The sequence below is a fragment of the Peterkaempfera griseoplana genome (genome assembly GCF_001418575.1).
Lineage (GTDB): Bacteria > Actinomycetota > Actinomycetes > Streptomycetales > Streptomycetaceae > Peterkaempfera > Peterkaempfera griseoplana.
In genome coordinates this window covers 1-19,644 of record NZ_LIQR01000355.1, presented here as the reverse complement: position 1 = coordinate 19,644, position 19,644 = coordinate 1, and the positions used below count along the sequence as shown (strand labels likewise).

Here is a 19,644-nt window from a genome sequence, read left to right as displayed (position 1 = left end):
CAAGAAGCACGGCATGAACGTTCAGGTCCTCACCGACCCCTTGGGCAGCCTGCTCTGGGCATCGCCCGCACTGCCCGGAGCGGTCCACGACATCAAGGCCGCCCGCACCCACGGCATCCCCGCCGCACTGACCCAAGCGGGCGTCCGCTGCTGGGCGGACAAGGCGTACCAAGGAGCAGGCGGCACCGTCCGCGTCCCCTACCGGGGCCGCTGGGACAAACTCTCCGCAGACCAACGAGCCGTCAACGCCTCCCACGCCAAGATCCGCGCGCTCGGCGAGCAGGCCATGGCCACCCTCAAGACGTGGCGCCTCCTGCGCAAACTCCGTTGCAGTACGACCCGCGTCACCACCATCGTCAAGGCCGTCCTCACCCTGCAACTCGCAGCGCACTGACGAAACCGGACCAACAACGCAGAAAGGACCCCAGCATCGTGCCTGACGTCAAAGTCACCTACGACAAGACCGTGAACGCGGCGTACATATACTTCACCGACCCGCAGGTCAGCGTGAGATCAGCACATACCTATCCCTGCGATCCGATCGATGTCGACGGCATGATCAACCTCGACTTCGACGAGCAGGGCCGCCTCATCGGTATCGAGGTCCTAGCCGCCACGTCGAAGCTCCCCGAGTACGTACTCCAAGCCGCCGAGCGGCTGGACTCCGAGGGCAGTTGAGCCCGGGAGTAGCCCGGCGATTGTTACCCTGCACAGCCGCCAGCACAGGTTGGAAAAGGCTCAGTGGCGTCGCATCGCCCGCGAGGTGACCGCCGGCCAGGACTGGCCCCGTACCTGGGCCGCGCCGAATTCTTCCCGCCAGCCGTCACCTCCGGGCGTACCGTCGTACCGTCAGGGAAGTGGCTGCACGGTCGCGAGGCGGGGGCTTGCTGTGCGTGATGTGCCCCCTGGCGGGGAACTTCATCAGAGCCGTCGGTCTGGCACGAAATCCGTAAGTCACGCCGCGGATATGCTGTCGGTTCAGTTTCGGGGAGTGGGGGTCATCGGTGATGGGTGGCGATGACGCCGTCCGTGAGGTGTCGATGCCACTGCGCTTGGGTGCGATCGTCGATCTGGCGCCCGTGCGCGATCGCGAACCGCATGTGTGGCTGGCACTGGGCGCGGACGGCACGATCAACCGGTGGGACGTGGCAGCCGGTGATCACGAGGCTGTCGGGTCCACCAGCATTGCGGCGGAAGCCGACCGCGAACCTTGGAACGGCCACCGGCTTCGCAGGCGCCTGCATGCTTCCCACGACGGCACGTTCGCTGCAGTGGTCAACGACTACGGCCGCTTTGGTGAGGTGATCGACCTGCGGACCGGCGAGGTTACGTTGACCTTGGACAACCAGGGCGGTCACGAAGAGACCGTGCCGTTCTCGCTGGCGTTCGCGCAAAGCCGTGGTCGTTGCGTCGTTGTCCACCGCTCGGCCTGGAACCGGCTGGATGTCTCGGACGCGCAAACGGGGGTGCTGCTGACTGATCGGTTGCTCCCCGCACCTGCCGACGGGGATGCCGTGCCGGAGCATCACCTCGACTACTTCCACGGCGCACTGTATGTGAGCCCTGATGGGAAGCGGATCCTGGACGACGGCTGGATGTGGCATCCAGTCGGAGTCCCCTCGGTGTGGGGCCTTGACCAATGGATCGAGGGCAACGAGTGGGAGTCCGAGGACGGTCCGAGTCGGGTGGATGTGTGCGGCCGGGAGTACTACTGGGATCACGCCATGACCTGGATCGACTCGGTCCGGGTCGCCGTCGAGGGGCTCGGCGATGACGACGATGTCATGCAGCCTGGGGCACGGATCTTCGATACGAGTCGAACCGGTCAGGGCGGACTGTGGCGAATGCCGACGGCCGTAGAACTCAATGCGTTCGAGGGTCCGAACGGGCGCTTCTTCAGCGATGGCACTTACCTGTTCAGTTGTGATGACTCCGGTCTGTCGACATGGGATCCGGTCGTGGGGAGGCTCCTGGGTGTCGTTCCCGGCTTCTCCCCCGCACATCACCACCCAGGCGCCCGGCAGTTCCTGCAGCTCGCCGACGGCGTGATCCGTCTATGGGCTGCATGACCGGTTGTGTCACCCCGCGCGACCGAATGTCCTCTGATCGGTGCACGGTCTCCGCGAGCTTCAGGGAAGTACCGGATCGTCCGGCAGCGCGGCGGAAGTCGGGCATGCCGAGGCGGTGAAACGTCACTACGGGCGGGAACGTTCCCGACGCCACGCAGACCCTCGCCCTGGGGCGACGGCATCCCGCCCGTCGCCGGCCGGGTGGGACGACCGCGCCGCTGCCCCGACGCACTGCTCGGCGACAAGGGCTACGACAGCAACCCCGACCGCCGCGAACTCAGGCGGCGCGGCATCCTCCCCGTGATCTCCCGGCGCGGCGAACCCGACATCCACGGCCTGGGCACACTGCGCTACGTCATCGAGCAGACCTTCGCGCTCCTCCACCAGGTCAAGCGCTTGGCCGTCCGCTGGGAACGCCGCCTGGACCTGCACACCGCCCTCGTCTCATTGGGCTGCGCGATCATCTGCTGGCGTCGGCTGAAGAAGCACACCCAGTGATCGTGTTGCGAGCTCCAAGGGAGTACGCGGCAAGGGACGCTTCCACAAGCGTCAACGCAGCAAGGCCGCTAAGAGCTCGTAACACGATCTTGTGGGCTGGTGCAGGTCAGCCGTAACCGGTAGGACGATTGAGCCGTTCGTGAGGACGTGAGCGTCAAGCCGTGGGTCGTGGACGACGAGTTGTGGGCGATGATCGAGCCGATGCTGCCGCCCTGGCCAGAGCGCTCGCCCGGACCCAAACCAGTCCCCGACCGGCTGTGCCTGCGGGGCATCCTGTTTGTGCTCTACGTCGGAATCCCGTGGCAGCAGCTGCCGTTGGAGCTGGGCTTCGGCTCCGGGCAGACCTGCTGGAGGCGTCTGGAGCGATGGCAGGAAGCCGGGGTCTTCGACCGGCTGCACCAGAAACTGCTGTCGGAGCTGAACGCGGCCGGTGAACTGGACTGGAGTCGCGCGTGCGTGGACGCCTCCCATGTGCGCGCGAAAAAGGGGGTTCTGCGACGGGCCCGTCACCGGTCGATCGCCGCAAGACCGGCAGCAAGCACCACCTGATCACCGACGGCGGCGGCATCCCGCTGAAGGTCATCACCACCGCCGCCAATGTCAACGACGTCACCCAGACCCTCGCCCTGGTCGACGGAGTCCCGCCGGTCGCCGGCCGCGTCGGCCACCCCCGCAGGCGCCCCGACGCACTCCTGGGCGACAAGGGCTACGACAGCAACCCCAACCGGAAGGAACTGCTACGGCGCGGGATCTTGCCAGTCATCTCCCGCAAGGGGCAGCCCGACATCCAGGGCCTGGGCAAGCTGCGGTACGTCGTGGAGCAGATGTTCGCCCTGGTGCACCAGTTCAATCGGTTCGCCGTCCGATGGGAACGTCGTCTGGACCTCCACGACGCCTTTGCTTCGCTTGCTTGCTCCATCATCTGCTGGAGGAGACTCCGGAAGGGGTAGCTTGATCGTCCTGCGGCGAGGACGAGGACGGAAAGGCGGGACGCATGTCGGAGCACGTGGTGAGGCCAAGCGAGGTCCTGGCCGAAGACGAGGTTCGACTGCTGCGACGGGCTCTCGGTGAATGGGGCGGGCCCGCGCGGTGCAGCGACGAACTCGCCTTCGGCATGGGGTTCGTGGACGCTCGCGATCTGCTCGACCAGTGCCGCTTCCTGAGCCGAGCTCTGGGTGACGATGAGCCGATCAAGCCCGTCGATTGGGCGCGGACTCTTCTGGCTGCGGAGATCGTCTTCGTCAGCGACCTCGTCGGCTCAGGCGTCGAGTGGCAAACGACCACCGGGCGCACTGACGAGGCCACTCTCGCGATCCTCCGGGCGATCCAGCGAAAGCTGGCCAGGACCGTGAGCGCGTACTACGGAATGCGCCCGGCCGCATAGCCAAGATCGTGTTACGAGCTCTAAGCAAGTCCGCCGTTACAACCACCGGTACACGCGCCGCGCGAGCGCCGTGGACAAGTGGTACGGATACGGTTCGCTAGGCTACGGCGAGTACTCTTCATACCGGAAGGACGGGTGGAAGAAGTGGCGGTGGTTGCCGAAGGGGCAAGCGGAGCATTCGATCGCTGCGATATGGCGATCACATACGCCTTCTTCCTCATCATCGAGCGAGGTAACCGATATGAAGCCACGGCCAGCGCCAAGAATGCAGCGATGGCCGTAGCCGCTGCGCTCGACAGCTCGCCGGGCAAAGTCAACAAATCCCAAGAAAGATCGTGGCACAGCGCGGCAGAGATTCTCGGCCTCAGGTCATGGTCTTGGTTCGTGGTCACAGCCGTGTGGGCTGTCGTTACCCTACTACTTCCCACGCAGCACAGCTTTGGAGTCACAGCAGCAGCGGAGGGTGCAGTTTCCGCTGTCCCAAGCGCCCTATTTGCTACCCGGCAGGTTGCACTGCAAGCCGTTATAAGAGTCCTCCGAACTCACTCTTTGACGAGCGCACGGCTGAAATTTTTGAATCGCTCGCTCGGCAGCTTGTGCACCGCTGCCGCAGCACTCTTTTTCTGGGTTTCATGGACCATCCTGCTTAGCTGCCAGAGCTAAAGAGAGACGGCTAAGATTCCCTGTGGGCAAGCGGTCCCGGTCCCGGCGGGACCGCTTGCGACCTAAGCCACAGAGATGCTCCGGCGTTGAATGCCAACGCGCGTGAATTCGTTGGCTCGCAATCCCGCCAAGTTTGACTTCAGACATCAGCCGCTGCTGCAAGGACGTCGAAAGGGGCCGCTCGCGACGCTTGGACGAGCTCAACCAGCTCGTCCAAAAATGGATCTTCGTGAAGGCTGGGCGCGCGTCGCTGGGTCAGCCACTGGCGGGCCGGAAGGTACACGCACATCTGGCCGCTCCGGCCGTGGTCGTCCATGACGACCGAGCCCCCCGGGCCGTGGGCTGCGGCCATCCGTCCGATGGCGTTGATCAAGGACAGGTTCTTGCGGTCCTCCACCCGGATGGACTGCCACGGCACCCACGACCAGGTGCCGATCTCGCCGGGCTCCGCGTACACCACCGACGCCTCGGTCTCGACGCGGTTGTGCAGGAGGTTGAACTGGATCTCGTCCTGCAGGCGCACGGTCTTGCCGGGCATGACCGCCGGCGTGTGGGTCGGGCCAAGCGCGGTCATGCCCTTGGTCCGCTGGTGGCCTGCGACCAGCGTCCGGTCGGTAGAGAGCTACATGTACGCGTTCGGCTCGATCCCGGCAGCGTGGCGGGCGCGGCGCTCCCTGGTGGAACGGCCGCAGAATGCTGCGGCGCACCTACAGGCATCCGCGGGTCGGCGAGCCGAGTCTCCTGCGAGTCGTTCGCGGTATCCGCAGACATTGACCAGAACCTGTGCGTCTGCAACTCCGAGCCGGGCTCCGCGACCGCCGCGACCGCCGCGGCGCTGGGACTGGTGGCCGGCTGGACGGCGTCCCAGGCGGGCGGCTGACACGCCGCATCAAGGCGTGCCAGGCCCCGGATCCGCGGGGGATCGGCCGGATCCGGGGCCACGGTGCGCTGGTGGTCAAGCGATCTCCAGCAACCGCGGGACGATCACGTGGCGGACGTGGTCCTGGACGGTCTGCATCGGGATGCGCTGCGCCTGCAGGACCGCGGTACCGTGCGGGGCGGCGTGCTGATGCACCGGCGGACGGGACTCCCACTCGACGCCGCTGCCGACCAGGACGGCGATGAACCGGCCGGTGTCCAGCAGGGCGAGGGCCTCCTCGTCGCGGGTCACGCCGACCGCGTTGAAGCCGTTTGCCTCGATGAGGTCGGTGGATGCGTCGACCAGGTGCCGCTCGCGGCCGAGGACCAGGACGTTCTTCTTATCGCTCATACTTTCACCTCGGTGGGCTCGGTGTCCTCGGCGGCCGCACTGACGGGCCGCGAGTGCTTGGGCAGGGCCAGGAAGCCGACGGCGGCGATTACCAGGATGCCCGCGTCCAGTAGCAGGATGGTGCGGAACGCCGAGGAGTAGCCGACCGAGTCGGCGCGGGCGATGCTGGTGCGGAACGCGCCGGCGGCCTTCGGATCGTCGTTCAGGCAGCTGGCTGGGACCTTGCTCGGGTCGACCGAGTCGGCGCGCTGCCGCACGCAGGTGCGGAAGTCGGCCAGCAGCTGGTCCTGGGAGGTGACACCGGCCCTGTGGAGGGCGGATATCAGCACCGGGGCGGCCTCGTCGGCGGCGTCGCCGGCCGCGTCGCCGACTTGGGCGAAGAAGACCACGCCGATCAGCGCCACACCGAGCGCCATGCCGATTTGCTGGACGGTGTTCAGCAGGCCGGAGGCGTTGCCCGCCTGCTCGTCGGCGACCTGTCCGAGCAGCAGGTCCAGGGTCGGCGCGACGATCAGGCCGAAGCCGATGCCGGAGACGATGTGCACCGGGATGATCTGCCAGGACGCGAGGCTGTGGCCGTAGTGGGCAACCAGGACGGAGAAGGCGACGAAGCCGATCGCGTTGACCATGCCGCCGGCCACCAGCACGTCGCGGCCGAACTTGGGGACCAGCTTGTCGGGGGCGCTGCCCGCGCCGATGCCGACGCCGACGGCGAAGGTAGCAGCGGTCAGGCCGGCGTGCATCGGCGTCCAGCCGAGGCCTTGCTGCAGGAAGAGCGTCCAGACGAAGAAGAAGCCGCCGACCGCGATCCAGAACAGGAACCACACCGCCAGACCGATCGAGAACGACCGGGAGCGGAACACCCCGAACTCGACCAGCGCTGAGCCGACCTTTGCGAAGCGGCGCTTCTCGTAGGCGAGGAACAGCGCGAGCAGCACCAGGGCGCCGGCGACCATGCCGTAGGTCCAGGCCGGCCAGCCCAGGCGGCGGCCCTCGGTGAGCGGGTAGACCAGGAGCACCACTGCGGCTATGGCCAGTGGTATGCCGAGCAGGTCGAGCCTCGGGCGCTGCGGGGCACGGGACTCGCGGATCACCTGGGCGCCGGCGATCAGCGCGGCGATCCCGACCGGGACGTTGACCAGGAAGATCGGGCGCCACTCCCAGCCGAAGAGGTCCCACTGCACGAGCAGGCCTCCGAGGGCGAGGCCGAAGACCGCGGAGGAACCTGTGACCCCGCCGAAGACGGCGACCGCCTTGCCGCGCTCGCTCGGCGGGAAGACCACGTGCAGGATTGCAAGGATCTGGGTGACCATCAGGCCGGCCGCGGCGCCCTGGAGGAACCGGGCGGCGATCAGCATCGCAGGGTTGACCGCGACGCCGCACAGCAGCGAGGCGATGGTGAAGCCGGCCATGCCGATCAGGAAGACGCGCTTGCGTCCGAAGATGTCGCCGAGCCGGCCGCTGAGGACCAGCAGGGCGGCGAAGGAGAGCACGTACGCCGCGATGACCCACTCGATCTGGGCGTAGTCGGCGTGCAGGTCGTGCTGGATGCTCGGGACGGTGACGTTGACGATGGTCGTGTCGACCAGGTCCATGAACCCGGCGATCAGGACGACCGCGAAGGCCAGGCGGCGCTTCGGGTCGAGGGCGGCGCCACCGGAGGTCTCCGGCGGAGGGGCGGCGGGGGTGGTCGCGGAGATGGTGTGAGTCACACTCCAACTATGCCTTTTCAGTGACTATCTCTCAAGGTGATAATTTCTCGGCGGTACCATAGTGTGCGTGAGTACTCAACTGCTGTTCGACCACCCCGCCTGCCTGATGACCCACCTCAGCGCCCACGTGCAGGAGCAGCTCGTCGACGTGCTCGCGCCGCTGGGCATCCACCCCCGCCAGTTCGGCCTGCTCAACCTGCTCATCGAGGAGAACGGCCGCAGCCAGCACCAGCTCGCCGAACCCCTGAACGTGCACCGCAACGTGATGGTCGGCCTGGTAGACGAGATGGAGCGGCGCGGTCTGGTGGAGCGCCGCCGTCATCCCACCGACCGCCGCGCCCACGCCGTCCACGTGCTCCCGGCCGGCCGCAGCCTGCACACCGAGGCCGAGGCTCTGGTCAACGGCTTCGAGGCCGAGCTGCTCGGCAGTCTGGAGCCGGACGAGGCGCAGACCTTCGTCGCCCTGCTCAAGCGGGTCTTCGTGCACGCCGGACTCGACCAGGACCTGCACCCCGGACTCCCCACGTCCGGTGTGGCCCGCGCCGGGCGCCGTTGACGGGAGCGGATCTGGTACAAGGGCGTGGTCAGCGTCTTGTCCCGGTGGCCCTTGCGGAACGCGGTCCGGCCGTCGGTGTGCTCGTACCACTCCGCGCCGATTCTCGCGGTGGCCTTGGTGTCGATCAATTCCTGCAGCATCCGCTCGGCCACACCGCGGACGAGTTCAAGCCCGTCCGCCGAACGTAGTGACTCCAGCAGCCGGAGTAAGTCATCCTGGGACAGGGCCACCTTGTACCTCCTGCGTTGAACTGGCCGTTCACTCGGGAGAGTTGCATGGCGGCCCGCCCTGCGGGAAGGGAGCAGAATCCGTACGGACCCGCGCCCCCGTGCGCCTCGACTGTGATCGACTACACCACATCAAGGCACGCAACGGGACGCCATCCCTTCCAGCTCCCCGACCTGCCCGGCGGCCTGCGCCCGCTGCGCGACCCGGACGCCACCGACGAGGAGTGACCCGGCCTGGCCTGCGCCGCCGGATGGGAGGACCCTGGAGGCATGGCCAGGAGGAACGTCCGGCGGTGCAGCCAGTCCGCTGCCCGGCTGCCCGAGGGCAGCAGGGGGTCGCGCCGGTACCGCTCGGCGGTCTGCCGAGTTGGACGATGTTGCGAAGGCGGCGGTCGCTCGCGTTCTGGCAGACCGAAGCTGCTTAGCGCAGTACGGCTGCCAGCAGGTCGGCTCCCAGCGCCGTCAGATCGGGCAGATTGACGGTGTAACGGACGTAACGCCCCTGCCGCCGGGTTGTGAGCAGGCCCGCGCGGCGCAGGACGGCGAGGTGGCGGGAGACCTCGGGCGATGAGAGTTCCCAGGCGTGGGCCAGCTCGCCGGTGGTGTGCGGGCCACGGGCCAGGGTGCGCAGCAGCCGCAGTCGTACGGGATGGGCGAGTGCCTCCAGCCGGCGGGTGACCGTTTCCAGCGACACCGGCTCCGACGGACTCGCCTCGGCCACGGGGTACTGCACCACCGGCTGCCATCCAGGCGCGTGGACCACCACCAGGTGCGGGCGGCCGAAGGCGCTGGGGATGAGGGTGACCCCGGTGCCATGGGCGGCGATTGCGTTGTCCTGCAGCTTGTCCACGACGATGCGGTCGCCGTCCGGCGCCAGGGCCACGGCGCCGGAGACCGATGCGAGTGCCGCCCCGATGCCCTGACGCTTCAACAGGTCGTTCTTCAGCCGCAGGTCGGTGGGCATCGTGCTGGCCCTCGCCGGCGTGGTGATCGCCGCGTCCTACCTCGGCTTCCTCGCGGCCACCTCACTGGGGCACGGCTGGCGTGCCCCGGCCGTCGCCGCGGTGTCCGAGCTCTGCACCGTCGGCGAGATCATCTACGCGGGGAGCGCCACCGCGCTCGTCACCGCCCTCGCCCCGGCCCATGTCCTGGGACGCGTCCTCGCCCGCTTCCAGCTCTCCACGGGTTTCGGCCTCGCCGTCTCCCCGGCGGTCATCGCCACTCCCGCCTCCCACGGCCAGGCCGCCCTCTGGGGCAGCCTCGCCGCTACGACGTTGCTCTCCGCCACCGCCGTTGCCACTGAGAAGGATCAAGGAACGCGGGCTCAGCGCTTGCTGCCACCGGGCGCGAGCAGGCTCGTGAGCTCGGCGATCGCCTCGGGGGACGGCTTGAAGTAGCGGCGGACGTTCGCCGGCTTCTTGTGCCGGGACTTCGCCATCAGCATCAGCAGCGACGCGCCCTGCTCACGGAGGTGAGTCAGGGCGGAATGGCGGTACTCGTGCAGGTCCCAGCGAGTTCCGGGCCCGCGCACCGCGGTGTGCTCGTCCAGCAGCGCGCGGGCCTGACCGTAGGAGAGGCTGGCCAGGCCTGTGTCCGGGCAGACGTCGCGCGGGCTGAAGACCCTCCCCGGACCGGGGCGGCGGTGTATGACGAACACCGGCCCAAGGGAATCGAGTCCTCGAGCCGGCTTGGCCGGCATCGCTGGACGATCGAGCGCACGATGTCCTGGCTGGCCGGCTGCCACCGCCTGCACCCCCGCTACGGACGCAAGACCGAACACTCCCTGGCCTTCACCGCCACCGCCTGCAGCCTCATCTGCCACCGCAGACTCATGGCGCAAGGCTGAACGTCGGCCACTCCTCCCTCTCACCGGCCTCATTCTGCCCGCCCACAGACCCCACGCCCCTCCCCTTGCACCAGCTAGCGGACCGCTCATGCCAGCCCATCCCTGGCCGAAGTCGCCGCAGCAGTACATCACGTGCAACGACCCGCACCCATAGGTCTCGCCTCTGCCGCCCGTCCAAATGAGACGACGGCATAGCGCACGACCTGACATGGATGTTCCTCCACCCCCCGCCTGACCTGACGGTGCGTGAAACCGGGGTGACGTGTTCGAACAACCCCCTGGCGGGGTGCGTCGGCTGTCCGTACGGGCACATCGGCGACCCCGGCACGCTCCGGGACGTCACACCGCTTCAGTGAGTCGGCGTCCGCCGCTGCCGAGCCTCGGTCGCATCACGGAACGAGGCAAGGGCAGTCCGGCGGCGGCGCAGATCGGCGATGTCCGCATCCATCCGCTCCAGGTGCTCGGCCATCGTCCGCAGCACTTCCGGGCAGGGGTCGATCCCCGGCCCGGCGCCGGTGGCGCACGGCAGCATCCCGCGAATGGCGTCGGTGGTCAGCCCGGCCGCCAGCATGCCCCGGATCCGGGCGACGACGTAGGGGGCCTCGGGCGCGTACACACGGTATCCGCTGCTGTCACGGTCGGGGCAGAGCAGGCCCTGCTCCTCGTAGTACCGCAGCAGCCGGGCCGCAACTCCGGTCCGCTGCGCCAGCTCGCCTATCAACATGGAAGCTCCTCACTGCCGCTGGGACTTGACCTTCACACTGGTGTGATGGGTCAACGTGTGAGTCATGCGTGATTCATTCCCAGCCCTCGCCACCACCGTCACCGGAACCGGTCCGGGCCTGCTGCTCGCCCACGGCGCCACCGGGAGCGTCGAAGCGAACTTCGCTCCGGTCCTGCCCGCCCTCGCCGCTGCCCGCACCGTCGTTGCCCCGGACTACCCGGGCTCGGGGGACACCCCGGTCGTCTCCTTCCCGCTGGAGCTCGACGAGCTCGCGGACGCCGTCGTCGACTCCGCCGTACAGCGGGGCTTCCGGCGGTTCGCGGTGGCAGGCTTCTCGCTCGGTACGGCGGTGGCGGTGCGCGCCGCCGTACGTCATCCCACGCGGGTGACAGCACTGGTACTCACAGCCGGATTCGCCCGGGCCGACGACCATCTACTCGCGCTCCTCCCGGGCTGGCGGGCCGAGGCGCCGCCTGCACTCCGTCCGCAGATCGATCTGCTGCCCTCCCTCGACATCAGCGGCGACCTGGCCGAGGTCGCCGTCCCCACGCTGGTCGTCGCGACGACCGGAGACAGCGTGGTCCTGCCCGCCGGCCCCCGTGCCCTGGCGGCCGGGATCAGAGGCGCGTGCTACACGGAGATCGACAGCGACCATGTGGTCATGGCCGAGCGGCCGGAGGAGTGGCTGAAGCCGGTCCTCGGCTTCCTCCACGCCCTTTCGCCGTCCGAGACGGTGGGGGGTGAGGGAAAGTGAAGCTGCAGGTCGTCCTCCCGAACGAGGTCGCGGACGCCGACCCGCGCCGGCTCGTCGACCTGGCACAGCAGGCGGAGGCCCTCGGTTACGACACGGCATGGCTCCCCGATCACATCCTGCCTCCCGGCGAGTACGGCCCGGTGTACGGAGGCGTCCTGGAACCGCTGGTCACCATGGGCTGGCTGGCAGCCGCGACCGCCCGGATCCGGTTCGGCACCTCCGTGCTCGTGCTGCCCCTGCGCAACCCCTTCGTGGCGGCCAAGCAGGTCGCCACCCTCCACCGACTGTCTGGCGGGCGGATCACCCTGGGCGTGGGCATCGGCTGGGACGCAGTCGAGTTCACCGCCGTCGGCGCCGACTTCGGCAGCCGGGCAGCCCGCACGGACGAGGCGATCGCACTGCTCCGGCACCTGTTCACCGTCGGCAGAGGCCCCTTCGAGGGCCGTTGGTACAGCTTTGAGACAGGGGTCTTCGAACCGCGCCCCAGCGGTCCGCTACCAGTGATGACCGGCGGTGTCACCGACGCCGCCCTGCGCCGGGCGGCCAAGTATGCCGACCTCTGGCAAGGCGTCGGCCTGGACCCGACGGCGTTCGGCGAACGTCTGGCCCACTTGAGGGCCCATGCGAACGGCCGCACCGTCTCGCCCGGCACCCGGATCGAATGGCACGGCGCAGACGGCACCGTCGGCGAGGTCGCCCGGGCCGCCGAAGCGTTCCAGGCCGCCGGGGCCGAGCACCTCGCGGTGCACTTCGGCGACCCGGACGGATACGGGCGACGGATGGCAGCCTTCGCCCGGGTGGTCCAGCTGGCCGCGACCTGACGAACGGCGGATCGCGGTATGGATCCGGCGTTCGTGCGCTCGACCGTCCACCGAACGGCGCCCGGACCGGAGCCGTGTGGCACACCCCGGCGATCGTTGCCGGCTTGATGCCGCGCTTCCGCAACGGAGGGGACGGCGTGCAAGAGCGCCGGTCAGCGGACAGTTCTCATCGGGGCGACACGCTTCGGTGGAAGCGGAACGGCCACTGATGCACGGGACGGGTGAGGACATCGGACGGCGGGTCGGGCAGCCTGACCGGGGCGTGGCTGACCCGGGCGTGGACCGTGTCGAAGCGGGCGACGACTACCACGCGATCCTGTCCGCCACAGTAGATGTCGGCGCGCAGGAAGCCGAGGCGGCCAACGAGTTCGGGCAGTGCCCGCTCCTCGACCCAGGCGAGCAACTCCTGTCGTCGGCCCGGCTCGGCGCGGACTTCCCACATGAGCGTGTCCGGCGGGTCGGAGACGGCCGAATCAGGCGATGTCATGGAAACCGGATCCCTTCGTTGTGTGCCGGATCCGGCATCGTCAGCCGCGGCTTGCCAGTGGGGGGACGCTGGGTACCTCGATCGCGTTGTCGATGTCCGCCTCGGTCAGCTTGAAGTTGTCGGGGTAGGCGTCGCGGCGGGAGCGACGGGCCGGCTCTGTGGTGCGCCAGGTGTAGAGGCAGCGACCGCACTGGAGCACGTCCCACACGCCGGGGACGGGTGAGGTGAAGAGCTGTTCGATCGTTTCGTGGGCGCAGCGGGGGCATTCACTGGGTGTGCTGGTCACGGGAGTTGTCCTTTCGGCGGGCTTCGGGGGTGTCAGCGGCGGGCCGCGATGAGGCGCTGCAGCCGGGCCGCCCATTCGGCGGTCTCGGGCAGGTCCTTGGCCGGGGTGGAGAAGTTGCCGCGGACGTCGGGGGCGACCGGCGTGGTCGCGTCGATGATCATCTTGCTGGTGATGCCGGCGGGCTCGGAGGCGGGTGCGAGTTCGAGGACCGAGAGGTTCGGGATGATGACGACGTCCTCCTTCGGGTTGACCTTGGCGGACATGGCCCACATGACCTGCGGGAGGTTGAAGGGGTCGACGTCCTCGTCGACGAGGATCACCTGGGAGACGTAACCGAGGCCGTGCGGCGTGGTCATCGCGCGCATGCCGACGGCCTTGGCGAAGCCGCCGTACCGCTTGGCCGTGGAGATGATCACCATCAGGCCATGCGTGTACATGGCGTTGACGGCCTGCACCTCGGGGAACTCGGCGCGCAGTTGCTTGAGCAGCGGCACGCACGTGTTGGGGCCGACAAGGTAGTCGCACTCGGTCCAGGGCATGCCGAGGTAGAGCGACTCGAAGACCGGGTTCGTGCGGTACGAGACGCGGTCCACGCGGATGACGGGCATGCGGCGACCGCCCGAGTAGTGGCCGGTGAACTCCCCGAAGGGGCCCTCGATCTGGCGCTTGCGCGACTCGATGACGCCTTCGATCACGACCTCGCTGCCCCATGGCACGTCGAAACCGGTGAGCGGCGCGGTGGCGATCGGCGCGGGCGCCCCGCGCAGCGCGCCCGCCATCTCGTACTCGCTCTGGTCGTACGCCATCGGCATCCCGGCGACGATCGCCATCACAGGGTCGTTGCCGAGAGTGATGGCGATGGGCAGGTCCTCGCCCACCTCCTCGGCCTTGCGCAGGTGCTGGGCGACGTCGTGCATGGGGACCGGCTGGAACGCGAGGCGGTTGGCGCCGATGACCTGGATGCGGTACGTGCCGACGTTCTGCTTGCCGAAGTTCTCCGGGTCCTGGGGGTCGCGGGAGACGACGGCGGCCTTGTCGAGGTAGAAGCCGCCGTCGCCGTCGTTGAGGCGGAACAGAGGCAGCACGGAGAAGAGGTCGACGTCCGCGCCCTCCTGGCAGTTCTCCCGCCAGGGCGCGTCCTCACGGCGCTCGGGCGCGACCGGGAAGGCGTCCCAACGGCGCGCGAACTCCTCCACCTGCTCCTTGACCGGGGTGTGCCTCGGCAGACCGAGGGCGAGTGCGTGGTTGGCCCAGGAGCCGTGCACGTTCATCGCGATCCGGGCGTCGGTGAAACCCTTCACGTTGTCGAAGTAGAGGGCGGGCGCGTTCTCACCGATACGGCCCGTCGCGTTGGCGGCCGCCGCCAGATCGGGCTCGGGCAGCACCTCGTCGGTGATGTGCAGCAGCTGCCCCTCTTCGTCCAGGGCGTTCAGAAAACTGCGCAGATCATCGTAGGCCATGGTCAATTCCTTTGCGTTGTACGGGGCGGGCCGGGTCTTTACGCACTTCAGGCGGCGTCACGGACGGCTGTGCGGGCCTCGCGCATGCCCGCCCAGCGCTTGGCGGCGGGCGCGGGCAGGTCGAACTGGTCGAGGATGCGGGCCGTGACGTGGTCGACGATGTCGTCGACGCTCCGAGGGTGGTTGTAGAAGGCGGGCATGGGCGGCACCAACTGCACGCCCATGCGAGCGAGAGCAAGCATGTTGTCCAGGTGGATTTCGCTCAGCGGCGTCTCGCGAGGGACCAGGACGAGCTTGCGGCGCTCCTTGAGGACGACGTCGGCGGCACGCGCCACGAGTCCCTCGGCGTACCCGGTCCTGATGCCCGCCAGGGTTTTCATGGAGCACGGCACGATGACCATGCCGTCGGTGTGGAAGGAACCGGAGGAGATGGTCGCGCCCTGGTCCTCGGGCCGGTGAGTGACATCGGCGAGTGCGGACACCTCGGCGACGGAGAGGCCGGTCTCCAGCTCGATGGTGGTGCGCGCCCAGCGGGAGAGGACGAGATGGGTCTCCACGTCCGGAAGCTCCCGCAGGTTCTCCAGGAGCCGGACACCGAACGGAGCACCCGTCGCTCCGGTCATGCCTACCACCAATCGCACTGGATCTCTCCTCACACGTTGCTGACCTGCACTTTCAGCCTAGGAGGCGGCGCGGACGCGGAGGCGGTAGGCTATGGACTCGCCATGGGGAAAAAAGGACACCCTGACCGGCACCCCGATGTGAGGCCCCTGGAGTACACCCCGACCGTGGGCGCGCCGACCGGGGTCGAGGTGATGAAGCTGGCCGGTCTGCACGAGCGCTCCCGGCGGCACGGCAACGATCCGTACCAGCCGCTCCGGCCTGCCTTCCACCAGCTGATCGGGGCTTGCGCGCGGCCGGTGCGGATGTGGGTGGACTTCGTCGAGCAGGAGCTGCAGCCCGGGTCATGGCTGTGGATCCGGCCGGGGCAGGTGCAGCGGTTCGGCCCCGACCTGGTGGCGGCGGACGGGGTGATCGTGCTGTTCCAGCCGGGATTCCTGCCTCCCGCGACCGTCTCGGCCGCGCACATGGATCCACCGTACGAGCAGCGGCCGTTGACGCCACGCGGGCCGGACGCGGAAGGGGTGCGGCGGGCGCTGGACCATCTCGGGTACGAGTACGAGGCGATGGCATCCCTTCCGCTGGAGTCCCACACCGAGGTGCTGCGCGCCCTGCTGTCGGTCCTGGTGGTGCGCCTCGCGCACGTCCGCGATCCGGAGCCGGGCCCGGTCGCCTCGGAGACGTTTCGCCGTTTCCACGTGGCTGTCGAGCGGGACTACGCGGTGACCCGCCGGGTCGAGGACTACGCGGCGGCGCTCGGCTACAGCCCGCGCACGCTGAGCCGCGCCACGCTTGCGGCGACGGGCCGCACCGCCAAGCAGTACGTCGACGACCGGGTGGTGCTGGAGGCGAAACGTCTGCTGTGGCACAGCCACCTGCCGGCGCGGGAGGTGGCGGGACGCCTCGGTTTCGCCGACGCCAGCGACTTCACGAAGTTCTTCCGGCTGCGGGCCGGGACGACGCCCGGCGCGTTCCGCGAGGACTCGCCGCCGCGTCGGTGAACTCGGCACCGCAATACGCCTTCCACGACAAGTGTCATGCCGTGGTCGGCCGGCTTGCGTCCTGTATGAGGGTCACGCTCCGATGCCTCGTACGGACGTCGGCTCAGTCTGATGACCGGCACCCAGCTGCCGTCCAGCGGTCCGTTGTCACCCGTCGCCGACATGCCCCCGCCGCGCGAAGTGCCCCGACTTCGCGTGCCTCGGATGTGCAGCATGGCCGTGGACCTCCAGGCGCCATCCGCTCCGGTTGCGGGCTGCATCTGCTCATGGTGATCTTGCTGAGAAAAAAGTTCGGGCCAGGTGTCGGTTTCGCGGGTGGCTCTTCGTGTAGGGGGTGAAACGGGCCGCGGAAGAGCGGTCCCTTTGGATCGCGCCCAGCCCGCCCTGCTCGCCGTTCCCGACCCGGCACCGCTGCTACCAGGGGCAACTCCCGTCAGCAGCGGGCGCGGTCGCGGACATCCTGGGGCAGTACGACACGGTGGTCTGCTTCGGGAGCGCCCGTCTTCCGCTCCCCGAGCGACGACGATTTCCTGCGGCCCGGCGTGAGCGTGCACGCAGTCACCGACGACCCCGACGAGGCCGCCCGTGCCCCGTTCGGGCGCATCGCCATCGGTGACCCGTCGGACGCGCTCGTGCGGGTGGCCGCGGCGGTGGCCGAGAGCGACCGTGCCTGGCCGCCGGCCCGCATGCTGCGCGAGGCCGACACCAGCGGTCCGCGAGTACGGCCGGGTCGTCCTCATGGGCGGCGTCGGCATGCTCGGTGGCGACGACCTCTCGCTCCCGTACCCGTGGATCATGCGCAACTCCATCACCGTGCGCGGGCAGTGGATGTACCCGCGGACGGCCAACGTCGGCATCATCCGGCTCCTCGCCTCGGGCGCTCTGGATCTCGCCCCCGAACGGGTCCGGGCGTTCGGCCTCGACGCCGTCAACGAGGCCGTCACGTACGCCGCCGAGCACGGTGGCCCGTTCGACCGCGCCAGCCTCACCCCGTCGGCCGGCTGACAGGGCCCACTGATCACCACCCGCGCGACCGGATCCGTGGTTGCTGCGCCCGTACCTGGACTCCTACCGGCGAGAGTTACTCGTTCCCTGGTAGGCCAGGACTTCGGAGCTCAGTCGAGGGGACATGATGTCCGAGATCAAGGCCAGCGGCGATCGACGGCTGTGGCATTGCTCGTCCGCGTGATCGATTTCCCGACCGATGGCTGGCCCCGCAACGGCGCGGGAGCCGGCCGGATTCGGTACCCGCGTACTGAACGGCACTCCTGGGGTTGAGCAGACGGTGGGCGCGTGCGGGATCCGTGTGCGGGATATCGGCGCGGCAAAGGCCAGCTGTTCAACCGAGAACGCACTGGTCAGCTCGCCCGGGGACCCACATGTGGGCTGAACGGGCCGCCAGTTGAACTGCGATCGGACCGAACAGTGTGACCGGTCGGGCCTGGAAGGCGTTCCGTGATCCGGCGAGGCACGTTCCCGGCGCAGTGGCTGCATGTTGCACGACCTGTGCGGTCGGAATTTTCCACACGCCCGGGTCTGGCTGCACTGGGACCACAAGACCGTGGCCCAGCGCGGCCGCGACGCCCTGCTGCGCTTCCGGATGGACTTCCTCCTGCTCCTGTCCCAGGGGCAGCGCGTGATCCTGGAGGTCGACGGCGCCCACCACTACGCCAGCGGGAGGGCCTACGCACCGCGCCGCGGCGGCGCACCTCGTCCACGATCAGCGCCCGACGCTGCTCCGCCAGCGGGTTGCTGCTCTCGGACACCCGTGCCGCTCCTCACCTTTCGCACACCCGGAGGACCGCCGCCCATCCTCGCACGACGCTCAGCCGTCGGTGCTGCGTGCCTCGAACCGGTCCACCGCCACGGTCCCCGCGTCGCCGCGGACCCCGAACATCACGTGGTACGAGGCGCGTACGGACGGATTCGACAGGTCGACGACCGATCCGACATCCACCGAGGCCAGCCGCTGCCAGTGGCCGTCGTGCTCCGCCCACGAGGTCACCGAGGTGCCGTGGGTCTGGAAGGCGAGGCGGTCACCGGGGACCAGGGTCACCGAGGCGCAGCAGGCCCCGGTGCCGCCGGGGTTGAGCTGCCCGTTGACGCGTACGTCGATCCCGGAGCTGTGGTGGGTGTTGTTGTACCAGGCTCCCAGATAGGTGGTGTCGTCCCGGACCAGACCCACGAACAGGCTGTCCTCGTTGGTCGCGGTGCCGATGAAGGAGGACGGGTCGACGATCATCACCGAGTCGGCCGAGGCCGGGCTGGTTCCCTGGTCGAGCAGGGTGAAGAAGCGGTGGGCGGCGCTTGCCTGCAGCGCCCCGTCATGCACCGAGAGACCAGGAACCACTTCGCCCGGGAACGGCCGGCGCGCGGTGTACTGCGCCGTGCTGTCGCTGCCGAAGTCGTCGAGCACCTGCTGCCGGGGGTAGGCGTCGGGGTCGAAGGCCACGGTGAGCAGCTGTCGGGTGTGGGTGCTCAGCGCGGTGCCGTCCTTGGTGCGGAAGGTCGCGGTGGCCACCAGTTGACTGTCGACGCCCGACGCGTCGCCGGGCGGCGTGAGCGTGAACCGGCGGATCAGCGAACCGCCCGGGGCGATCGCCTCGTCGCGCCCGGAGCCGGCCACTGGGGCCGCCGTCCAGCCGCTCGGCACCGCCAGCGAGACCGCGGGGTCGAGCAGCCGCCGGCCGGAGGTGTTGGTGACCGTCACCGCCACCGTGGTCGGCCCGTCCACCGGTACCGCGCCGTCGCTGTTCCGGGGGCCGACCGTCACCGCCGCGTCGCGGCTGGACGGCGCCCAGGACTGGAACTCGCTCACGCCCACAAAGGCGCCCTGCGGGTTGGTGAACAGCAGCCGGACGCGCTCGGTGGTGACGGTCGGGAAGGTGATCCGGTTGGGGCCGTTGCCCACCGGCCGGTCCTGCTCGCGCTGCTGGCCGGGGATGTCGGCCCAGTCGCTGCCGGTCCAGTACTGCAGCCGGTAGTCGGCGGCCGGACGCACCCCTCCGCCGTCGTCGTAGCCGTACCAGCGGATGTCGCTCACTGGGGTCGGCACGCCGAAGTCGACGCCGTACCAGTCCTGCCCGTTGGGCGAGGAGTAGTTGGTCCATCGGGTGTTCTCCGGCACCTCGTTGAACCAGGTCTTGCCGTCGATCGCGTTCCACGGGTTGTCGAAGCGCCAGGTGTAGGAGGTGATCGGGCGTGGGTAGCCCTGCCGGAGCGGGTTGGCCGCGTCGTTCACCAGCGGGGCGGGGGTGTCGGGGGC

The 19,644-nt window shown here is 69.0% G+C and carries 20 protein-coding genes and 6 pseudogenes; 14 read left to right on the top strand and 12 right to left on the bottom strand.

The window, feature by feature from the left end; all coding sequences use genetic code 11:
* The 7 genes from AOK09_RS25225 to AOK09_RS40400 form a co-directional block, all read left to right on the top strand.
* Positions 1–394: transposase family protein (locus tag AOK09_RS25225; protein WP_157876029.1), on the top strand; the 394-nt coding region annotated here is incomplete at its 5' end.
* 38 nt (positions 395–432) lie between these two features.
* Positions 433–678 carry a DUF2283 domain-containing protein gene (locus tag AOK09_RS25220; RefSeq protein ID WP_055589532.1) on the top strand — a complete coding sequence of 82 codons (246 nt, stop codon included), beginning with the start codon at positions 433–435 and terminating at the stop codon, positions 676–678.
* 362 nt (positions 679–1,040) lie between these two features.
* Positions 1,041–2,069, top strand: coding sequence for a hypothetical protein (locus tag AOK09_RS25215; protein ID WP_245687471.1), 1,029 nt, complete (start codon positions 1,041–1,043; stop codon positions 2,067–2,069).
* A 201-nt stretch (positions 2,070–2,270) separates the two neighbouring features.
* Positions 2,271–2,567 carry a transposase gene (locus AOK09_RS40405; RefSeq protein ID WP_079063406.1) on the top strand — a complete coding sequence of 99 codons (297 nt, stop codon included), beginning with the start codon at positions 2,271–2,273 and terminating at the stop codon, positions 2,565–2,567.
* A 189-nt stretch (positions 2,568–2,756) separates the two neighbouring features.
* Positions 2,757–3,517, top strand: a protein-coding gene (locus AOK09_RS38180; protein WP_169797064.1) for an IS5 family transposase whose coding sequence is annotated in 2 segments (ribosomal slippage) — positions 2,757–3,048 and positions 3,048–3,517 — 762 coding nt in all. Because the reading frame shifts where the segments join, the coding sequence is not laid out codon by codon here.
* A gap of 44 nt (positions 3,518–3,561) precedes the next feature.
* Positions 3,562–3,951 (top strand): hypothetical protein, encoded by a 390-nt coding sequence (locus AOK09_RS25200; protein ID WP_055589531.1) that lies wholly within the window; start codon positions 3,562–3,564, stop codon positions 3,949–3,951.
* Positions 3,952–4,086: 135 nt separating this feature from the next.
* Positions 4,087–4,614 carry a hypothetical protein gene (locus AOK09_RS40400; protein ID WP_157876028.1) on the top strand — a complete coding sequence of 176 codons (528 nt, stop codon included), beginning with the start codon at positions 4,087–4,089 and terminating at the stop codon, positions 4,612–4,614.
* 139 nt (positions 4,615–4,753) lie between these two features.
* Here AOK09_RS40400 and AOK09_RS25195 read toward each other — a convergent pair whose 3' ends face one another.
* The 3 genes from AOK09_RS25195 to AOK09_RS25185 all read right to left on the bottom strand — a co-directional run bounded on the left by AOK09_RS25195 (position 4,754) and on the right by AOK09_RS25185 (position 7,596).
* Positions 4,754–5,188, bottom strand: coding sequence for a hypothetical protein (locus AOK09_RS25195; RefSeq protein WP_055589530.1), 435 nt, complete (start codon positions 5,186–5,188; stop codon positions 4,754–4,756).
* Positions 5,189–5,569: 381 nt separating this feature from the next.
* On the bottom strand, positions 5,570–5,884 hold the full coding sequence (locus AOK09_RS25190; protein WP_055589529.1) for a hypothetical protein: 315 nt from the start codon (positions 5,882–5,884) through the stop codon (positions 5,570–5,572).
* Positions 5,881–7,596: an MFS transporter gene (locus AOK09_RS25185; protein ID WP_079063405.1), complete on the bottom strand. Its 1,716-nt coding sequence runs from the start codon at positions 7,594–7,596 to the stop codon at positions 5,881–5,883. The genes AOK09_RS25190 and AOK09_RS25185 overlap by 4 nt, the downstream gene beginning before the upstream one ends.
* Before the next feature lie 67 nt (positions 7,597–7,663).
* Between AOK09_RS25185 and AOK09_RS25180 the strand changes: the two genes are divergently transcribed.
* Positions 7,664–8,152 carry a MarR family winged helix-turn-helix transcriptional regulator gene (locus AOK09_RS25180; RefSeq protein ID WP_245687470.1) on the top strand — a complete coding sequence of 163 codons (489 nt, stop codon included), beginning with the start codon at positions 7,664–7,666 and terminating at the stop codon, positions 8,150–8,152.
* A 23-nt stretch (positions 8,153–8,175) separates the two neighbouring features.
* On the opposite strand, the pseudogene AOK09_RS43880 reads toward AOK09_RS25180, so the two are convergent.
* Both AOK09_RS43880 and AOK09_RS25175 read right to left on the bottom strand, forming a co-directional pair.
* Positions 8,176–8,382 (bottom strand): annotated as a pseudogene (locus AOK09_RS43880) (transposase); the annotation flags it as partial.
* A 418-nt stretch (positions 8,383–8,800) separates the two neighbouring features.
* Positions 8,801–9,352: pseudogene (locus AOK09_RS25175) on the bottom strand (DUF5937 family protein); the annotation flags it as partial.
* Between AOK09_RS25175 and AOK09_RS25170 the strand changes: the two are divergent.
* Positions 9,315–9,776, top strand: a pseudogene (locus AOK09_RS25170) (MFS transporter); the annotation flags it as partial. The pseudogenes AOK09_RS25175 and AOK09_RS25170 overlap by 38 nt on opposite strands.
* Here the strand turns inward: AOK09_RS25170 and AOK09_RS43770 are convergent.
* A pseudogene (locus AOK09_RS43770) lies at positions 9,704–10,042 on the bottom strand (site-specific integrase); the annotation flags it as partial. The pseudogenes AOK09_RS25170 and AOK09_RS43770 sit on opposite strands and share 73 nt — an antisense overlap.
* Between AOK09_RS43770 and AOK09_RS42460 the strand changes: the two are divergent.
* Positions 10,043–10,225 (top strand): annotated as a pseudogene (locus tag AOK09_RS42460) (IS5/IS1182 family transposase); the annotation flags it as partial.
* A 349-nt stretch (positions 10,226–10,574) separates the two neighbouring features.
* Here the strand turns inward: AOK09_RS42460 and AOK09_RS25155 are convergent.
* A complete protein-coding gene (locus AOK09_RS25155; RefSeq protein WP_055589526.1) occupies positions 10,575–10,949 on the bottom strand; it encodes a MerR family transcriptional regulator in 375 nt (124 codons plus the stop codon).
* Positions 10,950–11,013: 64 nt separating this feature from the next.
* Here AOK09_RS25155 and AOK09_RS25150 point away from each other — a divergent pair, with 64 nt between their 5' ends.
* The gene (locus AOK09_RS25150; RefSeq protein ID WP_055589525.1) at positions 11,014–11,703 is read left to right on the top strand and encodes an alpha/beta fold hydrolase; all 690 of its coding nucleotides are present in this window, start codon (positions 11,014–11,016) and stop codon (positions 11,701–11,703) included.
* Positions 11,700–12,524: a TIGR03619 family F420-dependent LLM class oxidoreductase gene (locus tag AOK09_RS25145; RefSeq protein ID WP_055589524.1), complete on the top strand. Its 825-nt coding sequence runs from the start codon at positions 11,700–11,702 to the stop codon at positions 12,522–12,524. Before AOK09_RS25150 ends, AOK09_RS25145 begins: the two co-directional genes overlap by 4 nt.
* Before the next feature lie 166 nt (positions 12,525–12,690).
* Here AOK09_RS25145 and AOK09_RS25140 read toward each other — a convergent pair whose 3' ends face one another.
* From AOK09_RS25140 to AOK09_RS25125, 4 genes are read right to left on the bottom strand one after another with little or no spacing between them, the layout of a single operon-like run.
* Complete coding sequence (locus tag AOK09_RS25140; protein ID WP_055589523.1) at positions 12,691–13,011, bottom strand: hypothetical protein; 321 nt, start codon at positions 13,009–13,011, stop codon at positions 12,691–12,693.
* A gap of 40 nt (positions 13,012–13,051) precedes the next feature.
* Positions 13,052–13,297, bottom strand: coding sequence for a non-oxidative hydroxyarylic acid decarboxylases subunit D (locus tag AOK09_RS25135; RefSeq protein ID WP_055589522.1), 246 nt, complete (start codon positions 13,295–13,297; stop codon positions 13,052–13,054).
* A 32-nt stretch (positions 13,298–13,329) separates the two neighbouring features.
* A complete protein-coding gene (locus tag AOK09_RS25130; RefSeq protein WP_055589521.1) occupies positions 13,330–14,757 on the bottom strand; it encodes a non-oxidative hydroxyarylic acid decarboxylases subunit C in 1,428 nt (475 codons plus the stop codon).
* A gap of 47 nt (positions 14,758–14,804) precedes the next feature.
* Positions 14,805–15,398 (bottom strand): non-oxidative hydroxyarylic acid decarboxylases subunit B, encoded by a 594-nt coding sequence (locus AOK09_RS25125; RefSeq protein ID WP_055589520.1) that lies wholly within the window; start codon positions 15,396–15,398, stop codon positions 14,805–14,807.
* Between the two features lie 147 nt (positions 15,399–15,545).
* On the opposite strand from AOK09_RS25125, the gene AOK09_RS25120 reads away from it, so the two are divergent.
* Positions 15,546–16,379 (top strand): helix-turn-helix domain-containing protein, encoded by an 834-nt coding sequence (locus AOK09_RS25120; RefSeq protein ID WP_322973212.1) that lies wholly within the window; start codon positions 15,546–15,548, stop codon positions 16,377–16,379.
* A gap of 708 nt (positions 16,380–17,087) precedes the next feature.
* Positions 17,088–17,384, top strand: a pseudogene (locus AOK09_RS25115) (alcohol dehydrogenase); the annotation flags it as partial.
* Between the two features lie 820 nt (positions 17,385–18,204).
* On the opposite strand, the gene AOK09_RS41385 reads toward AOK09_RS25115, so the two are convergent.
* On the bottom strand, positions 18,205–19,644 hold a 1,440-nt coding region (locus AOK09_RS41385; protein WP_217698480.1), incomplete at its 5' end, for a galactose-binding domain-containing protein.